This is a genomic window from Fibrobacter sp. UWB12 (assembly GCF_900142485.1).
Lineage (GTDB): Bacteria > Fibrobacterota > Fibrobacteria > Fibrobacterales > Fibrobacteraceae > Fibrobacter.
This window is the reverse complement of the sequence record NZ_FRAZ01000005.1, coordinates 89,150-106,184: the sequence shown is the minus strand read 5'-3', so window position 1 is coordinate 106,184 and position 17,035 is coordinate 89,150. Positions and strand designations below refer to the sequence as shown.

The following is a 17,035-nucleotide window of genomic DNA, read 5'->3' as shown; positions in this document are numbered from 1 at the left end:
TTCACATCATGATTTAGTGATTTTCGTCATAGCAGAAAGTATATTAGGAGTATAAATTTGGAGTTTTTATGAAAAATCGTTTGGGATGGACCAAAGTACTCTTTACTAGCGCATTTCTGGCTAGCACTGTTCAAGCCGATGAAATTGTCGATATCACTCCGTTCTATCGAGCTGTTGATAGCGTGGCCCTTGGCAACATAATCAACGACCTTTATAATGACCTTACCCTCCCCGACACGATAAAGTTGGGCGGGGAATCCTTTGCAATCACCTGGGAAAGCAGCGATACGCTGTTCCTCACCCATGATGGGCACATCAACGGTCGTTTTGTCGGCGAAAACAAAGAAGTCACGCTCACGGCGACCGTGCAAGACTACTTGAGCGATAAAAAACAAGTTGTAAAGAACAAGGTTTCTATCCACGGATTCGAGCCTTATTCCAACTACCTTTTCGCTTACTTCCCCGCCAATAACGACGAAAACATCTATTACGCCCTCAGTAACGACGGATACAACTTCACCCCGATGAATAACGGCAAACGCGTCGTTGCCGCCGACTCCGTGAGTATCAAGAAAGGGCTCCGCGACCCCCACGTGCTCCGCGCACCAGACGGCTGGTTCTACATGGTCAATACCGACATGAAGAGTGCCGAAGGCTGGGCCAGCAACCGCGGCATGGTGCTCATGAAATCCCGCGACCTTATCCACTGGAAACACGCCACAGTGCATTTCCCGGAAAAATACAAAGGCAAGAACTTCGCGAACGTGACCCGAGTTTGGGCTCCAGAAACAATCTGGGACGAGAATTACGAAAACAAGGACGGGAGCAAAGGCCGCCCGCTCGTATATTATTCGCTTTTGACTAACGACGGGACCATCTCTTACGACCAAGTGTTCTTCAACTACGCGAACGAAGACTTTACCGACCTCGAAGGCGACCCGAAGCACTTCTTTGACCGCGGCAAATCCACCATCGACATGGACATCGTCTACAACCCAGTGGACAAACTCTACCACGGGTTCTACAAGAACGAAGGCGACGGTGGCATCTGCAAGGTGCAAGCAAGGACTCTCACCTCCGAAAATGGGACTAAGGGGCCAACGTGGTACAACAGAACCGGCGCTTTGCAGCAAACAACCGAAGCGGTCGAAGGGGCAGGAGTGTTCAAGCTCATCAACCAAAATTCCTGGGTCTTGATGTACGACTGCTACGTGAATGGGCATTACCAGTTCACGTCTAGCTCGGACCTCAATACATTCAAATTCGTGCAGAACACCAAGACAAGCGGCGCATTCACGCCACGTCACGGTACAATCCTCCCGCTTACCGCAGCAGAAACGGCAGCGCTCATGAAGGCATTCCCCACTCCGGACTTCGAAGCAAAAGTCATCGACATTCCCGATTCCATCGGTGTTTGCGATGGCAAAAAAGTGGTAGGCCCGTGTAGCCCAACAAAGATTGTCCCCTACGTAAAAGTCGGTGATGCAAACTGGGCTATAACGACCGATTTGAAAGTTTCAAAAGGAGCTACGCTTACACTTGGCCCGCACCCGTGGGATGGCATTATTTGGAATTGGGAAGGTCCGGACGGATTCAAGTCAACCGACCGCGAAAATACACTCAAGAATCTGGATGGCACCAAGAGCGGCTACTACACAGTCACCTACACGAACGAAACAGGCTGTAAGAGCAGCGTCAAGATCAAGATTGTCGTTGATGATCCTGACCACCCATACGTTGAGCCTCCTCCTGTAAGCATCAGCAATCGCGGCATGCGCGAAAACCGCAAAGACGCGCACCTGAACCGCACACGCATTTATTTCGATTTACTCGGCAACAGGCTTAAAGGCAAGCCGCGCAACGGAATGTATGTTGTGAAATAGTTATTGAGTTGCGGCAAAGCCGCCATCCCAAAGCCCGTCTACTCGACCTTGTCATCCTGAGCGAAGCCCAGTAAGGGCGAAGTCGAAGGATCCAGGAAAATTAGATACCTGCAACAGCTCTGTTCAATTTGATAAATGCATTGACAGGGTCAGCGTAATTCCAGATTCCACCAAGGGATGCTACGCCTGCAGGCGACATTTTCTTGAATTCATCGACAGAATCCGTATCAACACCGCCCCACAAAATGAGGGGCGTCTTTGCATTTACATTCAAAGAAGTTCCTAAAGATTCCACAACTTCCAACGCCGACTGCGGTTGCATAACTGGCCCAAGGAGCGCTCCGGCAACCCATTCCGGGAGATTTTCGACCTGTTCAACGCTTCGGCAAAACGCAACACAATTTACGCGTTTCCAGCTTTCAGGAACCACCCCCATCAAGCTTTGCGCTTCGCACACGCAGCCGCGCACATCAAGCTGTTCGGCCAAATCAGGCGTTCCACGCACCCAAATACGGTCACGCAAATCCATGGGCAGGCTCAAGAGCCAACGTTCGTAATCGTCCGGAGTCGCATGAAGATTCGCGCCACGACCTCGTTTATCAAGAATCAAGCGCGTAAGCCCTCGACGGAACATTTCTTCGATATCATCGTATTCTGCCGCAAAATTATCAGGACAAGTGATAAGCCAAAGTCGCATAAATATCAGGGTTTTAGTGAATCAAGCTAAAGTTACTCAAATTCAGAATATTTTGCAATAAACACGTTTTATGTTTCAATTAATTTGAGAAGATTCTGTTGTCACCGCAATTGGGTTTTAATATATTTTGGCCACAAAACAAAAAGGAAAACGAAATGAGAAACTCGCTCAAGATCGAAGGTCAGGTCAAGACTTATCTTAAAGAAGATGAACTCCCGAAAGCATGGTACAACGTCCGTGCTGACATGAAAAAGAAGCCCGCTCCGCTCCTGAATCCGGGAACCGGCAAGCCGGTAACGTTCGAAGACCTGCAGCCCGTCTTCTGCGACGAACTCATCAAGCAGGAACTCGATAACGACACTCCGTACATCGAAATTCCGGAAGATATTCGCACGTTCTACAAGATGTACCGTCCGTCTCCGCTCGTTCGCGCCTACTTCCTCGAACAGGCTCTCGGCACTCCGGCACACATCTACTATAAGTTCGAAGGCAACAACACCTCGGGTTCTCACAAGCTCAACTCAGCCATCGCTCAGGCCTACTACGCCAAGAAGCAAGGTCTCAAGGGCGTGACGACTGAAACGGGTGCTGGCCAGTGGGGCACCGCCCTTTCGATGTCCAGCGCATTCTTCGGACTGGACTGCCAAGTTTACATGGTGAAGGTTTCTTACGAACAGAAGCCGTTCCGCCGCGAAGTTATGCGCACCTACGGTGCCAAGGTGACTCCGTCCCCGTCCATGACGACCGACATCGGTAAGAAGATTAACGCCGAATTCCCGGGCACCACGGGTAGCCTTGGTTGCGCCATTTCTGAAGCTGTGGAAGCCGCCGTGAAGCAGCCGGGTTACCGCTACGTTCTCGGTTCCGTGCTGAACCAAGTACTCCTCCACCAGTCCGTGATTGGTCTTGAAACAAAGGCCGCTCTCGACAAACTCGGAGTGAAGGCCGACCTCATCATCGGTTGCGCTGGCGGCGGTTCTAACCTCGGTGGTCTCGTGAGCCCGTTCATCGGTGAAAAGCTCCGTGGCGAAGCCGACTACGATATTCTCGCTGTGGAACCGGCAAGCTGCCCGAGCTTCACTCGTGGTAAATACGCTTACGACTTCTGCGATACCGGTAAGGTTTGCCCGCTCGCCAAGATGTACACTCTCGGTTCTAGCTTCATTCCGTCTGCTAACCACGCTGGCGGTCTCCGCTACCATGGCATGAGCAGCATTCTCTCTGAACTTTACGATCAGGGCCTTATGCGTGCAACGTCTGTGGAACAGACCAAGGTGTTCGAAGCCGCCAAGCTCTTCGCACAGACCGAAGGTATCCTCCCGGCTCCGGAATCCAGCCACGCTATCCGCGCCACCATCGACGAAGCCCTCAAGTGCAAGGAATCTGGCCAGGCCAAGAACATCGTGTTCGGCCTCACCGGTACGGGTTACTTCGACATGGTTGCCTACCAGAAGTTCAACGACGGCGAAATGAGCGACTACATCCCGACGGATGAAGACATCGCCAAGAGCCTCGCCCAGCTTCCGAAGGTCGAAGGCTAAAAAATCCTAATGGACCCTATCAGCCGAAGGCCTCCAGGGTGACACTTCAGACTTGCATGTCATTCTGGAGCCTCGAAGAGGCGATAGAATCCAAAAAGCAAAAAGCCCCGGATTAATCCGGGGCTTTTGCATTACCGAAACTTTTCGTTTTACTTAGCCCAAAGAACTTGAGGCCAGTCCTCTCCTTCTTCGCTCAGCATAAATAACGGCTTCATTTTAGAATCAAGCACAATTGTTTTCGGAAGGCTGATTTCTTCATTCTCTTTGACCAAACCAAAGCCTTCCGTAAGGCGCTTAAACGGGTCGATTACAACTGTGAATACAGATGCGTTCAACTTTTGTATCCACTTTTTAATGGCCCCTTCATCACGTTCGCCAATATTGACAAGCACTACGGAAACGTTATTCTTTTTGAGCTCATCATAATTTTCGACCAAACGCTTTACACCAACTCTACAAGGAATGCACCACGTTGCAAAATAAACAAGAGCAGTGCGTTCACTCTTTTGGGTAAGCTTTTGCAAATGCACGCGTGTAAACGGCACCATGCTTTCCGAGAACTCGCGAACAGCAAACCATGGCAACGAATCCGAAATCGTTTTTGGCAATTCAATTTTACGCGACTTTTCAGAATCCGAAGCCGGTGCAGCAAACGAGAGCGATGCAGTCAAAAAGGCAACAAGAAACAAAATACGAATCATTCCAATCTCCACTTGTTCAATTCTTTTGCCCAGTCGTTAAACCAATCACCATTCGAAATGTTCTGGTTCAAACGCTCTAAAGCCTCACTCTTGTCGTAGCGGCCATTTCCCTTTACTTTACCATTTACGCTAAAGTAAGATTCGCCATCACAACTCGAGCCATTCAGAGTCAACGTAGCCGTGCAAGAAAGTCCAAGACTTTTTTCAATACATTGTGCAGGCGAGACATTCAGCTTTAACAAAAGTCCGCCCTCAGAACATTCTGCCGCACGCACCGGATACTTTGCCGAAATACGTTCAAACACAGAACGGCGCTGTTCTACAGATTCATCCGCACCATTTTCTTCTTGATAATAAAAAGCATATTTTGAACGGAAGTCATTATACTTCTGCTGAGCGGCATCGAAAACAGGCTTTATATCTTTTTCGGATTTCACGCCAAGGCCATGAAGAACATCCTCAACCGCAAGCAAGCGCACATAAACTTCACGAGCATTTTTAAACGCTTTATTCTTAACAATCGGGTGTTTCTGTTCTTCAAAAGTCTTGATGGCGAGAGCCACAGAATCCTGCAACAGCGAAGATTCCTTGACAAACGGCCTTGCGGCATCAGAGCGTTGCATACAAGCAACTACGCCATTTTTTCCGCCCACGTTCAACGAAGCAACAGCCTTTGCATCTTGGGCATTTTGCAAACGCGTAATCACCTTCGTTTTTGCCTCGAATGAAGATGCCAAAGTTTCATTGCCTGCAGCATCCACATTCGACTGGCGAGTTTGTTCCGTCTGAGCAACCACAACAGACTGGATTTTTGCAGCAATGTCCTTTTGAGCCATCAACAAAGCGGCACCAGCATCATCGGCAATACCTATACCGCGTAAATCATCTACATTCGGGCAAGCATAAGATTGAAGCTGTTCCGAAAGCGAAACATTAGACACAGACGATGTCTGCAGAACAACTTTCGAAGCAACACCTTGAGCTTCGCTTTTTTGCGAAGATGATGACGGCACCGGTTCCATTTCGTCATAAGCCTGAGCGGCCCTAGCGCGAGCCTCATCCGCCCCCACATTCACTTTATTGTTGGCAGTATAGTCACTCCCCGCACAACCGAAAAGTGAAATCAAGCCACCACAAAACAGAAACTTTAAAGAATTCATATTGGCAAATATAATTTTTTTCATGGTAATCACTTCACATTCACACGTTTATAGCCAAGCCCAACTCGAACGACATACGCACCACGCGTCGAAACCTTCACACGAGTATCCTTGTCGCTCAACTCACCCGTAGAAATCACATGCCCCATCATATCCATAACGGCATATTGTTTTGCAAGTCTCGGCAAGGATTCATCCATAACGATTTCAAATTCGAACGGAGCAACCACTCGAACATGGAATGTCGGAATACCATAATCAGACGCATTGGAATTAGACGAAGACACGCTTGATTCAGGCGTTACAATATTCTTGCTAGAGCTTGAAGCGACCGTTTTGCTGCTAGAGGAAGCCGGCTTAGAATTGCTAGAACTCGAAGCAGGCTTTGCAGAGCTGCTAGAAACAACCTTGCTGGAGCTAGATTCCACCGGATCATTCGGTGAATTCTTAAGCGAAATCAGCACCTTTGCAGAAGATTTGTAGTCCGGATACTTTTCAGTATTCCTATCGTACAACGAGACATCAAGAGTGTACGAAAAACGCGTTTCTTTTTCAAAGTCAAAATCACGTTTTGTCTTGATTAAACCATTTTCGGTAATCATAAACAAGTCGGTATCTCCACCCACGGCTTTAAAAATGTTATCCGTAAACGCTTTTGACGTATCTGGATCATCAGCATAAAGCTGACCCACCAAATGATTCTTCCCTTCATGTTCGTAGAAGAAATTGGTAGGGCTTCCCGAAATCGAGGGTTTCTCGTTCACATCAGTGATATTAATTGTTTTTGTAAGTGAAGCTGTTTTATTATCAGAATCAACTACAGAAATTTTGACCTTATGGGTGTGCGCAACCGTTTCGTAATCCAGCTTAGAGCCATCCTTCACGACAAGGCAAAGTTTATATATGGAGCCAACTTTTTTGATTTCTGCTTTAAAGAAATTATTGGCCTTTGTACTACCCAAGTCAGTAAACGAAGCAGAAAGATTTTCAACTTGACCTGGATCTTTGTCCGACACTACGTAGCAAGCGATTTCTGAGCCTGTTGATGTTTTACTACCATCAGCAGATTCAGCAACATTATAGGAGTCATGGCCATCATCAGCAATCTCGGGTTCATGCGCTACCTTGCGAACATTGATAGTGATATCAACAGAATATGTAAGTGATTCATCCGAGCCATCTGTTGCAAGAACATGATATTCATAAACATTCTTCACATCATAATCCAAGGCACCATCTTTAGCTAGCTTAATCGTTCCGCCACTACCAATGGTAAACAAATCACCGTATTCTTCGTAGCCGAAAAATGGCGAAAGCATGTAAGTCGGTAACGCACAGGTCTCAATAAAATCACCCTTGCAATCGTCATCTGTTGCAACTACAGTTCCAACCGTTGTGCCAGAAGATGCATTTTCATCAATGTAGAATACAGTCGTGATGTCTTCCAGGAAAATTGGCGATTCAGGAAAATCAACGACATTAACAGTTACAGGCACGCGATTTTCAAGAATTTCATCAGAAGCAACAACTTCAAAGGTATAAGAAGACTTGGATTCGTAATCGAAAGTTACGTTCTCGTTGGTAGTGATTTCACCCGTATTTTTATTAATCACAAACGATTCAGATTCATCACCCACAAGAGAATAAATAACCGTTCCATCAACATCATGATCTACAGCAGAAACAGAACCCAAAACCGTTTGCTCTGCATTTTCTTCAACAGTAAATTCATAAGACGGTTTTTCAAATACCGGCTTTTCGTTGACGTCTACAATTTCAACAGTTACAAGAGATCTGACTTCAAATTTACCATCCGAAGCAACAACTACAAAAACATAAGAAGTTTTTGTTTCGTAATCGAAAGTTGTACCATCCTTAATCACAATTTCACCAGTACTTGCATTAATATCAAATAACGCTGCATCATCCCCATCAAGAGAATAAGTAATCGTGGCATCAGCATCTGGGTCTACAGCAGAAACAGAACCTACAAGATTTGAGACATCAACATCTATATCCTCTCTAATAAAATATTCATATGAAGAATAAGCAAACACAGGTTCTTCGTTAACATCGGTAACTGTAATCTTAAATGTTTTGTCTTCATAAAGGTTCGGATTAAGAAGATTTCCATCACCATCCACACCGGCATCACGCACACGCACAGTGATTTCGTATTCATTTTTAGATTCGTAATCAAGTGCAGCACCTTTCTTTAGCTGAATTTTACCATCGGAATTTATTTCAAAGATACCACTATCATCAGTGATAATGACTAATTCATTATTGTTATTTGCAAATTTATCCTTATCTTCAAACGTAATCGCAACCGTTGACACGGTTGTATTTTCAGCCATTTCGATTTCATCCGTAGTAATTGTAAAGTACGGTTCTTCATTTACATCGGTAACTTTAATTCGGGCATACTTTTCCGTTTCGTTTTCTTCAGCATCTTTTATGGTCAATTTAATGTTAAAGACAGCATCACCTTTACTAGCTTTGTATAAAGCTTCGTAATCCAAGCTTTGCTTTGTAACAAAAACAAACTTGTTCAAAATAGGATCTTCATTATCATCAATTGCTGATGCAATTTCAAACAAATCTTGAGCGCAATTCGTTTCAGGGGTACAATCATCCATATCTGTTATTGAAACAGATTGCGCAGTCACACCAGAAGCATCATCTTCATAAGCGGAAAATTCACCAAAGCGTGCTCCAGAAGATATATTTTCAGAAACCTCATAAGTTTCAACAGGCAAAGATTCATTCAACAGAGTCAAACCATCAAGATAATTATCAATCCACTGCAGATGAATTAAAATGTTATCATCAATTCTTTTATTTGGATTAGAGGAATAGTCTACAAAAATCAAATGACCGGTATGAGAGGTAACAAAAAGATGCCCCAAGCCATCAACAACCCCTTGATCAAGACGCCATCCAACACCTGAAGTTCTCGGCTTAGTAAGATTTACTACACTTTCTTCAAAGAAAGCCTCGCGCATATCTATCATTGCAACGACCTTGGCTTTAACAAGCCCCTCTTCACGATAGGGTTGAATCTGCACAATTCTCGCACCACCGAAAACAAAGATAGTCTTGGAATACGGGTCATAGACACCTCCATGAGCCCCTTCCAACGAATCAATCAAAATTTTGGTTCCAAGCTTAGTGATGACATTTTCACCAAGTTCACCACCAATTTCGCCCTGGTTTTCGGAGGTCACTTCCGTCCAAGTCGTATCGGTAATTACACCAAAATAAAATTTTTCCGAACTGTTTTTTTTTCGTTCTTCTTCTGTACAGGCCCTATATCCACCTACAGAACAGCCACCTCCCCAATAGTCAGAATATGTAAAGAAAGCCGTTCCTTCACCATCCCAAATTAGGGTTGTCATTTTGTGGTCCGGATCTGTACCATCATTTGCTTCAAGTTCCACCTTATAACCAATTGATGCAAGGTTACTGTTACCGGGATCGGTCTTTGTAGAGAATCGATAAAGATACCCTGGAATACCGGCTGCCCAAAGGTTTTCTCCATCAGGTTGCATCATCAAGTGCCAAAAACCACCATGTTGTGACACGGGCTCCGATGTAGCAACACGACATTGTTCACCCATTTCCTTAGCAGTACGGCTTACTTTATAAATGTATTCGCCCATACCAGCCACCAACAAGTCTCCATCAGGGTGGAGTACCATACCTTCAGAACCCTTGATTCCATCTTCCAACGCACAAAGGGTTTCCTTGCTTTCGATGTTTATTTGCAAATACCCCGCACCATCATACATGTAGTCGACACTTTTTATACGATCACTATTTTCGTACTTGGTATAATATATCGTTCCCTTAACACCGGCATGCGGCACAATATCGCCAATCTGCTGGACCCAAATACCTGTTCCTACGTTTTGGGGTGCAGGACGTGATATATCAGCAGCAAACGACGAAGCAAACCCAACCAAAACCGAAATCAAAACTTTAAAATTCATCTTACAAAACTGCATATTCACCCCTCCCCTACAAGAACCAATAAGTTGCGTTCAACTGCCCCTGCCATGTTTTCGGGGAGTCCTCGCCATCACTGATGCGAGTCAGACCAATTACAAATCGTAAATTAAAATCGAGGATATATTTGCCGATGTTGCGCGTGACACCTAAACCTGTAGCAATGTCAAATTCGACTGCGCTGAATTCGCCGTTCTGTTCGAATGTCTGAGTTCCATAAATATCAGTGACATCTACTTTGCTTTTTGAATAGACATTAAACGAAAGCATGGGGCCCGCTTCAAAGTAAAGCACTTTGGGAATCGAGACGCGAGCGAGTACAGGAATATCGATATTCAATTGCTTTATGTTATATACAATTTTCATATCGGATTGCTTTTGGGCGCTCTCGAAATCTTTCCTGGAGACCATCACAGAGAGATTCGTTTCACCGGTTCCTTGCCTTAGGCCTAACGTGAATTCGCCAAGCACGCTAAAATACGGTGAAGCAATAAACAAACCGCTCATGCCGGCCTTGAATCCGACTCCCCAGAAATTGCTCAGGAGATCATCGGAGCCGTTCACGGACACATTGTATTCGGAACTATGCTTTATATTATTCAAGCCAAAATGCGTGCTATGAAAATCATTATAGATGAGGCCTGCAGTAACACCGCCCCAGAAACGCTTAGCACTAGGAACTGACGCAGCGGTCGAAGTAGTATCCTTGACCGTGTCCGCAGGAACCTTGACGCTATCCACTTTCGCATAGGCAGTATCTGCTTTTTGTTGCGGTTCCTCCACCGGCTGTTCAATTACAGGCTGGCTATTTACATCGAAGGTTGTCTTTACAACCTCGTGCCATTTTACGCTGACAGGAACTTCCCTGCGCACACTATCATACTCAACTTCAATCTTGGAACAAAGCGGAACCACGCCCGAGAAAGGCGTCGTGCCCATGACGCTATCGTTCACAATTACAGGCAAAGCCAACGGTTCGCCATTATTCACAGCATCCAATTCGAGCGCACCAACACCGCGTTTCAGGGTATCTGTGATTTCCTTAGTTTCGCCCTTTTGCAAAGCAACATTGAGTTCGATAGGATCGTAACAGATGTGCGATATGCGAACAGCATAAACTCCCGGTACAAGTTCATTCCGGCCAAGATTAGCTCTCTTTTCATTAATGGTCACTGCAACAGGTGAAATACTTTTGAATTCCTCAGATATCTGAGGAGCTACATCGACAAAGCCGATGTTCGGAGTAAGAATCAACTTTATGGTCTGCGTATTTTCGTTCACGTTTATAAGCGTGTCCAAATCAACAAATCTTTCTTTTGAAACAAGGAGTCTGTGTTCGCCTGATTCAAGCTGAATTTTGCAGGGCGTACTTGTGCATTGCGGATAGGCCTTACCGTCAAATGTCGGGATTGCGCCAGCAGGTTCCGTCTGGACTTCGACAATAAATTTTTTGGAACCCTGGAACGAGAACGCATTGTTGGTGCTTACATATCCCACTCCGTTCAAAGCATTATCACGAGCTTTTCTGAAAAAAGAGGGCGCACTTTCCTTGATAATTTTTTCGATATCATCGACTGTTTCGCCTTTACCCGCAAAACTCGCAATGAGCTTGCTGCTTGCAGTTTCGTAAAGTTCGGCGCTAATCGCCAAAGATTTTCCAAACTGCGAAATGCGAGCCTGAGCCACGTAATCGGCAGCGATATTTTTTCCGGTTTCGGCAAGGCAACTGCCTTCACATTCTTCGATAGTTTTTCCTGGAGGCAACATGACATTAATATTTTCACGCGTCATGATAGTCCAGTTCTGTTCCGCAGGGAGAATATGAACAGCCTGCCCTCTCAGAATGTCCGTCAAATAGAGTTTTTCTTGCCTTGTGAGCAAGTCATTTGGGGAAAGCGTTTCAAGCACAGCCATGTATTTGGCAAAGACAAAACATGGGAATAGCAAAAGGAACACTAATGCAATTGCAAATTTTTTCACCGAATCCAACCTGTTTAAATTTCTTTTTCAAAAATTAAAAAAATATTACATATCACAAAGGAAATTCCAACCAAAACACCCCCATAATGTAATCATTCATAAACAAGCACGGGGCCATCTACAGGATTATCCGCATACGGCCAAATATTCACAGAATAAGTAAACCGTCCTTTCGTTTTGGGCTTTCCATTATCAAGTGTACCTTTAAACACGCCAAAATTTAATTCAGGCGCATCAGCATACATTCTTACGCTTAGTCCAACAAAACTATTTGAGCCTAACACGCGCCACCCCATAAAATTCGGGCCAGTATCAATTGCGATATAGGCATCAGCATCAATATCAAAGTCTTCAACATTAAACTTTATTTTATCGCTTTTTCCCCTATATTTAATATCCGTTAAGGACAATTTAAAAAGTAATACATCACGTCCTTCATTCAACTCAAACTTTTTATTTTTGTTCATTTGTTCAGAATAAAATACTTTTATAAAATCATTTTTATCCAAATCCTTATTACCGATACTATCGCTATGTATTACGCCTATATCTTGCAAAGGATATTTTATGCTGTGAATTTCCAAGCAACTCTCTAATTGAGCTAAATCAATAAAATCATATCCACGATTCAGACTTTCGTAGACACAATGCCTTAAAAAGAAAGTATAATCTTCAAGGATATAATATATATACTCTATTGAGAATTCTTTTTTCATCATTGAAACTTTTAAATCATCAAAATACGGAATTTTTATATAACTTAATTTATAATCAGCAAAAATTCTTCTATTCCAATATTCATGATCGGACATATCAATATTAGCTTGTACATCTCCTCTTGTTATAAAGACCTTCAAAAATTCACCTTTCATAAGAACCGGCAAATTTTTCTCCATCACTCTTTTTGCAGTTATACCCGGAAATTCCAACCGGAAACAGTCAAATTCGGTCTCTAGAGTACTATCATATGCACGCACGCGGACCTTTTCAGAAATAAAGGACTTAATGACAGTTTTTTCGTTTATACCACCAAAAGCAACATTTCTTTTTTCAGGCTTTAAGCAATATTCAATCGAAATATTATCTCTATAAATTTGAATATCTTTCAAATTTGTTTTTGGCAATTTCAAAATATCAATTACATACGGATCTGCAGCCCCATTTCTCTTAACCTTTAAATTTACTGCAGATAATAAAGATTTTATTTTTTTACCTTTCGCAATTCCGGAGACAACCTTCAAGGTATCCATACTTCTTTTTATATTGGCAAAATCAAAATTTACAACTTTATCATTTATTTCCATATTACCTTGCACAACAGATACAACATCAGTATTGATGTCGTTCATCATTTCCAAAAATGCACGAACACTATACTCGCGCCCAGCAACCATCATATGTTTTCCAACATACGGAATTACAAATTTTTCACTCAAATTTGGAAATTTTGTATCTTGCAGAACAGATTTCCACCACCAATTAGGATTCCAAGAAGGCATTTTAACTATAGCATTGCAAAAGCCAAACATCAAAAGAATCAAGACAGTCGCAAGAATTTTCATATGTTCTTAACAGATAAAAAAATTTATTATTCTGTAATAAAATAAAAAAATAGCGGTCATAAAACCGCTACAAAACAACATTTCAATCTATATTTATCACCTTCCCCGCTTTACGACCTTGCGATAGCCAGCGCTGGATTTCAGCAAATAAGTTCCTTGACGGAGGGCAGGCTTGAGCGTTCCATTATCGTTAAGAGCATCTGCAGCCAAGCCTTTCCAAACAACATTACCGTTCAAGTCAAAGACTTGCATTTTTAGCGAAGACATCGTCGGAACTAAGCGATTTTTATTAAACTTGCGAACAATCGTAGGCCCCGGTTCCGTCTGCGTAGAATCTTCGGCAATCGCATACCACTTTGCATTTTCGATACTTGCAGTCGCTTCCGTTGGCGGAGTCGTCAAATTTGCACCATAATTTGCATTATCAAGCATTCCGTCATCGACCATGCCATAGAAAATTCCCTTTGAAAGCTCTTTCGAAAAATTGTTTTCAAGATCGCCACGCAATTGCGCCGTTCCACTCAACTTTTTGCCAGAAACAGCCCACATCACGCCATAAACTTGAGCGTTGTCTGTCACAGTTGAATTCACAATCAGCGAGAGCGCACCGACCTTGGCCTTGCCACTAATCGTTCCACTCACAAGCCAAGCATCTTCTTCAAGCACGGCGTCATCGCTAATCGTGCCCGCAGTCACAAGAGCGCGCCCGCGCACCACGGCGTTCCCGCTGATGGTGCCGCCGTTTACAACGGCGAAATCTTCGATTCGGGCGTTGCCAGAAACTGTACCGCCATTCACAACGGCATCAAGCCCCACATATGCCGTAGCAGCGACTTTAGCCTTGTTACTGACCCAGCCACCACCATTTGCATGTTGCGAATAACCCGAAGCTGTTGTTCCATTAAAGCCAGCCGGTTTCCAAAAGTCTTTCGTATAGCCTTCAGGCGTTCCGTTCACGACTTCAATCATGTACGGATAGCGGTAAATGCTGTAATAGAACTGGTCCCACAAAATCGTCTGCATTTCGGTCGGAGTCGCTGTTACAGCAAGCCATAATGCCTTATCATTCGCCTTCGTCTGAATTTCAAGATTAAATCCTGTACCGTGTTTCATTTCGCTGTAACGAGGCGTGCCATCAGCACCTTCCGCCACCAAGCCAACCGTCCAACCCGAAGCAGGATCCGGCAATTTGTCCGGTGCATAATTACACCATTTATAAGTTTTGCCCTTGTAATAGTCCGTATTGTCGCCAAAGCAAGTGTAACCATTGACAGTCGGCTTATCCTGCACAATTCCGCGGAACTTGACCGTCACCTTCCCCGCCGAATCCGGATATATGCGCACCAAGTTATAGCCCCAGCGCTGCGGAGCCCAGTAACTCGGCGAAATATAGCGGTCCGCGCAATCCTCGCCACCCGCGACATTCCCATCCTCGCACTTCATCTTATTCAGCATGGTCACGCGAGAATGTCTGCGATACAAGTCACCCCAGCCATCGTGTGTACGACGAGTCGCAAACTCGTAATCGCCCCAGGATTTTTTGTACAATGTCTTTTTTGCTGGCGCATATTCCATCGTTGCATTCTTCATCGCAAACTTGCCAAACTGTTCATTCAACTGTTCCAGCGACCAGCCATAGACCATCATCATCGCGCTAAACGGAGTCTGCTCCATGCGGCCATCTTCCCCATCGCGAATTGATTCCATCCAAATGCGGTTGACTTCGTGCGCTCCCTTGTAGCCACCGCCAAACTCTTCTTTCAAATGTTCCAGAAATTGCCAGTTGCAATAACGGTCACGCGTCGAACCGTAATACAAATACGAATAATTTATCAGATATTCCGAGCAATGAGCGTCATTTGGATTGTACTGGTGCGCCATCCAATTCGCGTGGCTCTCGGCGAACCATCCCGAATGGCTGTTGTTGCCCATCCAGCCGGCAACGCCCTGCAAACCATGCGCGAACTCGTGCGACGTACCCCAATAATCCTTGAGGGAACCAACGCCTATCCACATGCCGGGGCCAAATTCGTTATTCAGTCCCTTCACGTAATCCTGGCCACCGTAAAGTGCCGCCATCACAGAGTTGTCGAACACGTAAATGTTGCTTTTGAGTTTTCTGTCCGGGCTTTTCGGGAACGGAAGCATCCACCCGAGCGAATCAATGTAAAACGAATACACCTTCTCTAGCGATTGGAGTACACCCTCGGCATCCGATGTCGGAATGGAAACATTATTCGCCTTCCCGTCGTCACTCGTCGGCTTTTTGCAAACTTCAAAATGTTCTGAAGAACGGATCAGCGAAAAGCCATTATCTTCACACTGCGGAACCCAGGTCACATCGGCAAGCGCCAACACTGCTGCGGCACAGATTAACTGCGGAAATTTCATACCACCACCCATCAACAACCCTAGAACATTCTAGGTATTACCAATATATATTCTCGCCCTCTAATGTGCAAGAATCAACTAGCAAATTGTTGTCTAGGGACAACTCAATTGAGGCTACTTTCTTCCCAAATTTTTGAAATCGGGAGCGATAAACACGCAATTGGAGTCTTTGGGAGCCTGACGATACAACACCAAGTCTACCGTAAAGAAGCCCTTAGTCGAAGAGCTCACCATCCACTTGCTGCCGGCGGGACAATCCTTAACTTTTTTGTTCAAGGTTGCCGTAAAACGGCTTCCCGTCACACGATACGTAAAATTATCCGAAATCAAGGAATCAGGCATCTGGAGAGCTTTAGGACCGCCAATTTTATTCGTCTTTGCAAAGAACGACTTTTGCGCCTGGATATAGTACAAAGTCTGTCCGTTCAAATCATCGGTCACAGCCTGCGAGCCGCCGAAAACGCTCGGAGCCGAACAACCGCGCACGCCAAAGACGAGCACAAGCACAAACACAAGCGAGCAACCGATAAAAATCCAGTACTTCGGCTGAACTTTTTTCGCAGCAGCGGCAATTTTTCCGCAAAGTTCCTTAAGTTTATCAGAAACGCGAGGTCCCTCTGACGGAGTTCCCGAGAGTTTCATATCCTGCAAAACAATCCCGTCTTGCCACTTGAGGAGCTTCATCGCCACAAGTACATGGCAGAACTGCTTCGGGAATGCAATACCAAAAGCAGCCACTATAAAGAGAACTAGGCAAATAATGAACAAAGCAAGCGAGACTTTCTCTGCAATCGGGAAAAGCTCATTCGCCTGACGGAGAACATCCAAGAGTTTTTTGTCATCCGAGAAATTCTCGGCTGCAAAGCGCCCCGTGAACGAATTGGAATAACGGTTGAGCCCCATCTGCACGCCGTCTTTTGCCATAACGCAGACTTTTGTAAGCATGCGTTCCACAGCAAAAACGAACATTCCAAAGATTGCAATCAGAGATGCAATCAAACGTGCGGTACGTATAGGAGTCAAAGAGAAATTCATGTTTTTTATATCCTTCGCATAATAAATGTTGCTTATTTGTTCTCTTTATACAAAAATATACAACTTCATTACAGCCC

Annotated in this window: 10 protein-coding genes; 2 read left to right on the top strand and 8 right to left on the bottom strand. The window is 44.7% G+C overall.

The window, feature by feature from the left end; translation table 11 throughout:
- Nucleotides 1–68: 68 nt before the first annotated feature.
- Entirely contained in the window at nt 69–1,883 is a 1,815-nt protein-coding gene (locus tag BUA34_RS08790) for a glycoside hydrolase family 43 protein (RefSeq protein WP_072828445.1), read from the top strand.
- Between the two features lie 100 nt (nt 1,884–1,983).
- Here the strand turns inward: BUA34_RS08790 and BUA34_RS08785 are convergent, their stop codons facing one another.
- Nucleotides 1,984–2,580, bottom strand: a complete 597-nt coding sequence (locus tag BUA34_RS08785) for a beta/alpha barrel domain-containing protein (protein ID WP_072828443.1) — start codon at nt 2,578–2,580, stop codon at nt 1,984–1,986.
- 155 nt (nt 2,581–2,735) lie between these two features.
- Between BUA34_RS08785 and BUA34_RS08780 the strand changes: the two genes are divergently transcribed.
- Nucleotides 2,736–4,121 (top strand): TrpB-like pyridoxal phosphate-dependent enzyme, encoded by a 1,386-nt coding sequence (locus tag BUA34_RS08780; protein WP_072828441.1) that lies wholly within the window; start codon nt 2,736–2,738, stop codon nt 4,119–4,121.
- A gap of 149 nt (nt 4,122–4,270) precedes the next feature.
- Here the strand turns inward: BUA34_RS08780 and BUA34_RS08775 are convergent, their stop codons facing one another.
- The 7 genes from BUA34_RS08775 to BUA34_RS08745 form a co-directional block, all read right to left on the bottom strand.
- Entirely contained in the window at nt 4,271–4,822 is a 552-nt protein-coding gene (locus BUA34_RS08775) for a TlpA disulfide reductase family protein (RefSeq protein WP_072828439.1), read from the bottom strand.
- Entirely contained in the window at nt 4,819–6,006 is a 1,188-nt protein-coding gene (locus BUA34_RS08770) for a hypothetical protein (RefSeq protein ID WP_072828437.1), read from the bottom strand. The genes BUA34_RS08775 and BUA34_RS08770 overlap by 4 nt, the downstream gene beginning before the upstream one ends.
- Nucleotides 6,007–6,011: 5 nt before the next feature.
- Nucleotides 6,012–9,989 carry a cadherin repeat domain-containing protein gene (locus BUA34_RS08765; protein WP_072828435.1) on the bottom strand — a complete coding sequence of 1,326 codons (3,978 nt, stop codon included), beginning with the start codon at nt 9,987–9,989 and terminating at the stop codon, nt 6,012–6,014.
- Nucleotides 9,990–10,002: 13 nt separating this feature from the next.
- On the bottom strand, nt 10,003–11,970 hold the full coding sequence (locus BUA34_RS08760) for a PEGA domain-containing protein (RefSeq protein WP_139255912.1): 1,968 nt from the start codon (nt 11,968–11,970) through the stop codon (nt 10,003–10,005).
- A 92-nt stretch (nt 11,971–12,062) separates the two neighbouring features.
- Complete coding sequence (locus BUA34_RS08755) at nt 12,063–13,532, bottom strand: hypothetical protein (RefSeq protein WP_072828431.1); 1,470 nt, start codon at nt 13,530–13,532, stop codon at nt 12,063–12,065.
- A gap of 96 nt (nt 13,533–13,628) precedes the next feature.
- Nucleotides 13,629–15,923 carry a DUF6055 domain-containing protein gene (locus tag BUA34_RS08750; RefSeq protein WP_254794399.1) on the bottom strand — a complete coding sequence of 765 codons (2,295 nt, stop codon included), beginning with the start codon at nt 15,921–15,923 and terminating at the stop codon, nt 13,629–13,631.
- A 114-nt stretch (nt 15,924–16,037) separates the two neighbouring features.
- Nucleotides 16,038–16,958 carry a hypothetical protein gene (locus tag BUA34_RS08745; RefSeq protein WP_072828421.1) on the bottom strand — a complete coding sequence of 307 codons (921 nt, stop codon included), beginning with the start codon at nt 16,956–16,958 and terminating at the stop codon, nt 16,038–16,040.
- Nucleotides 16,959–17,035 lie beyond the last annotated feature (77 nt).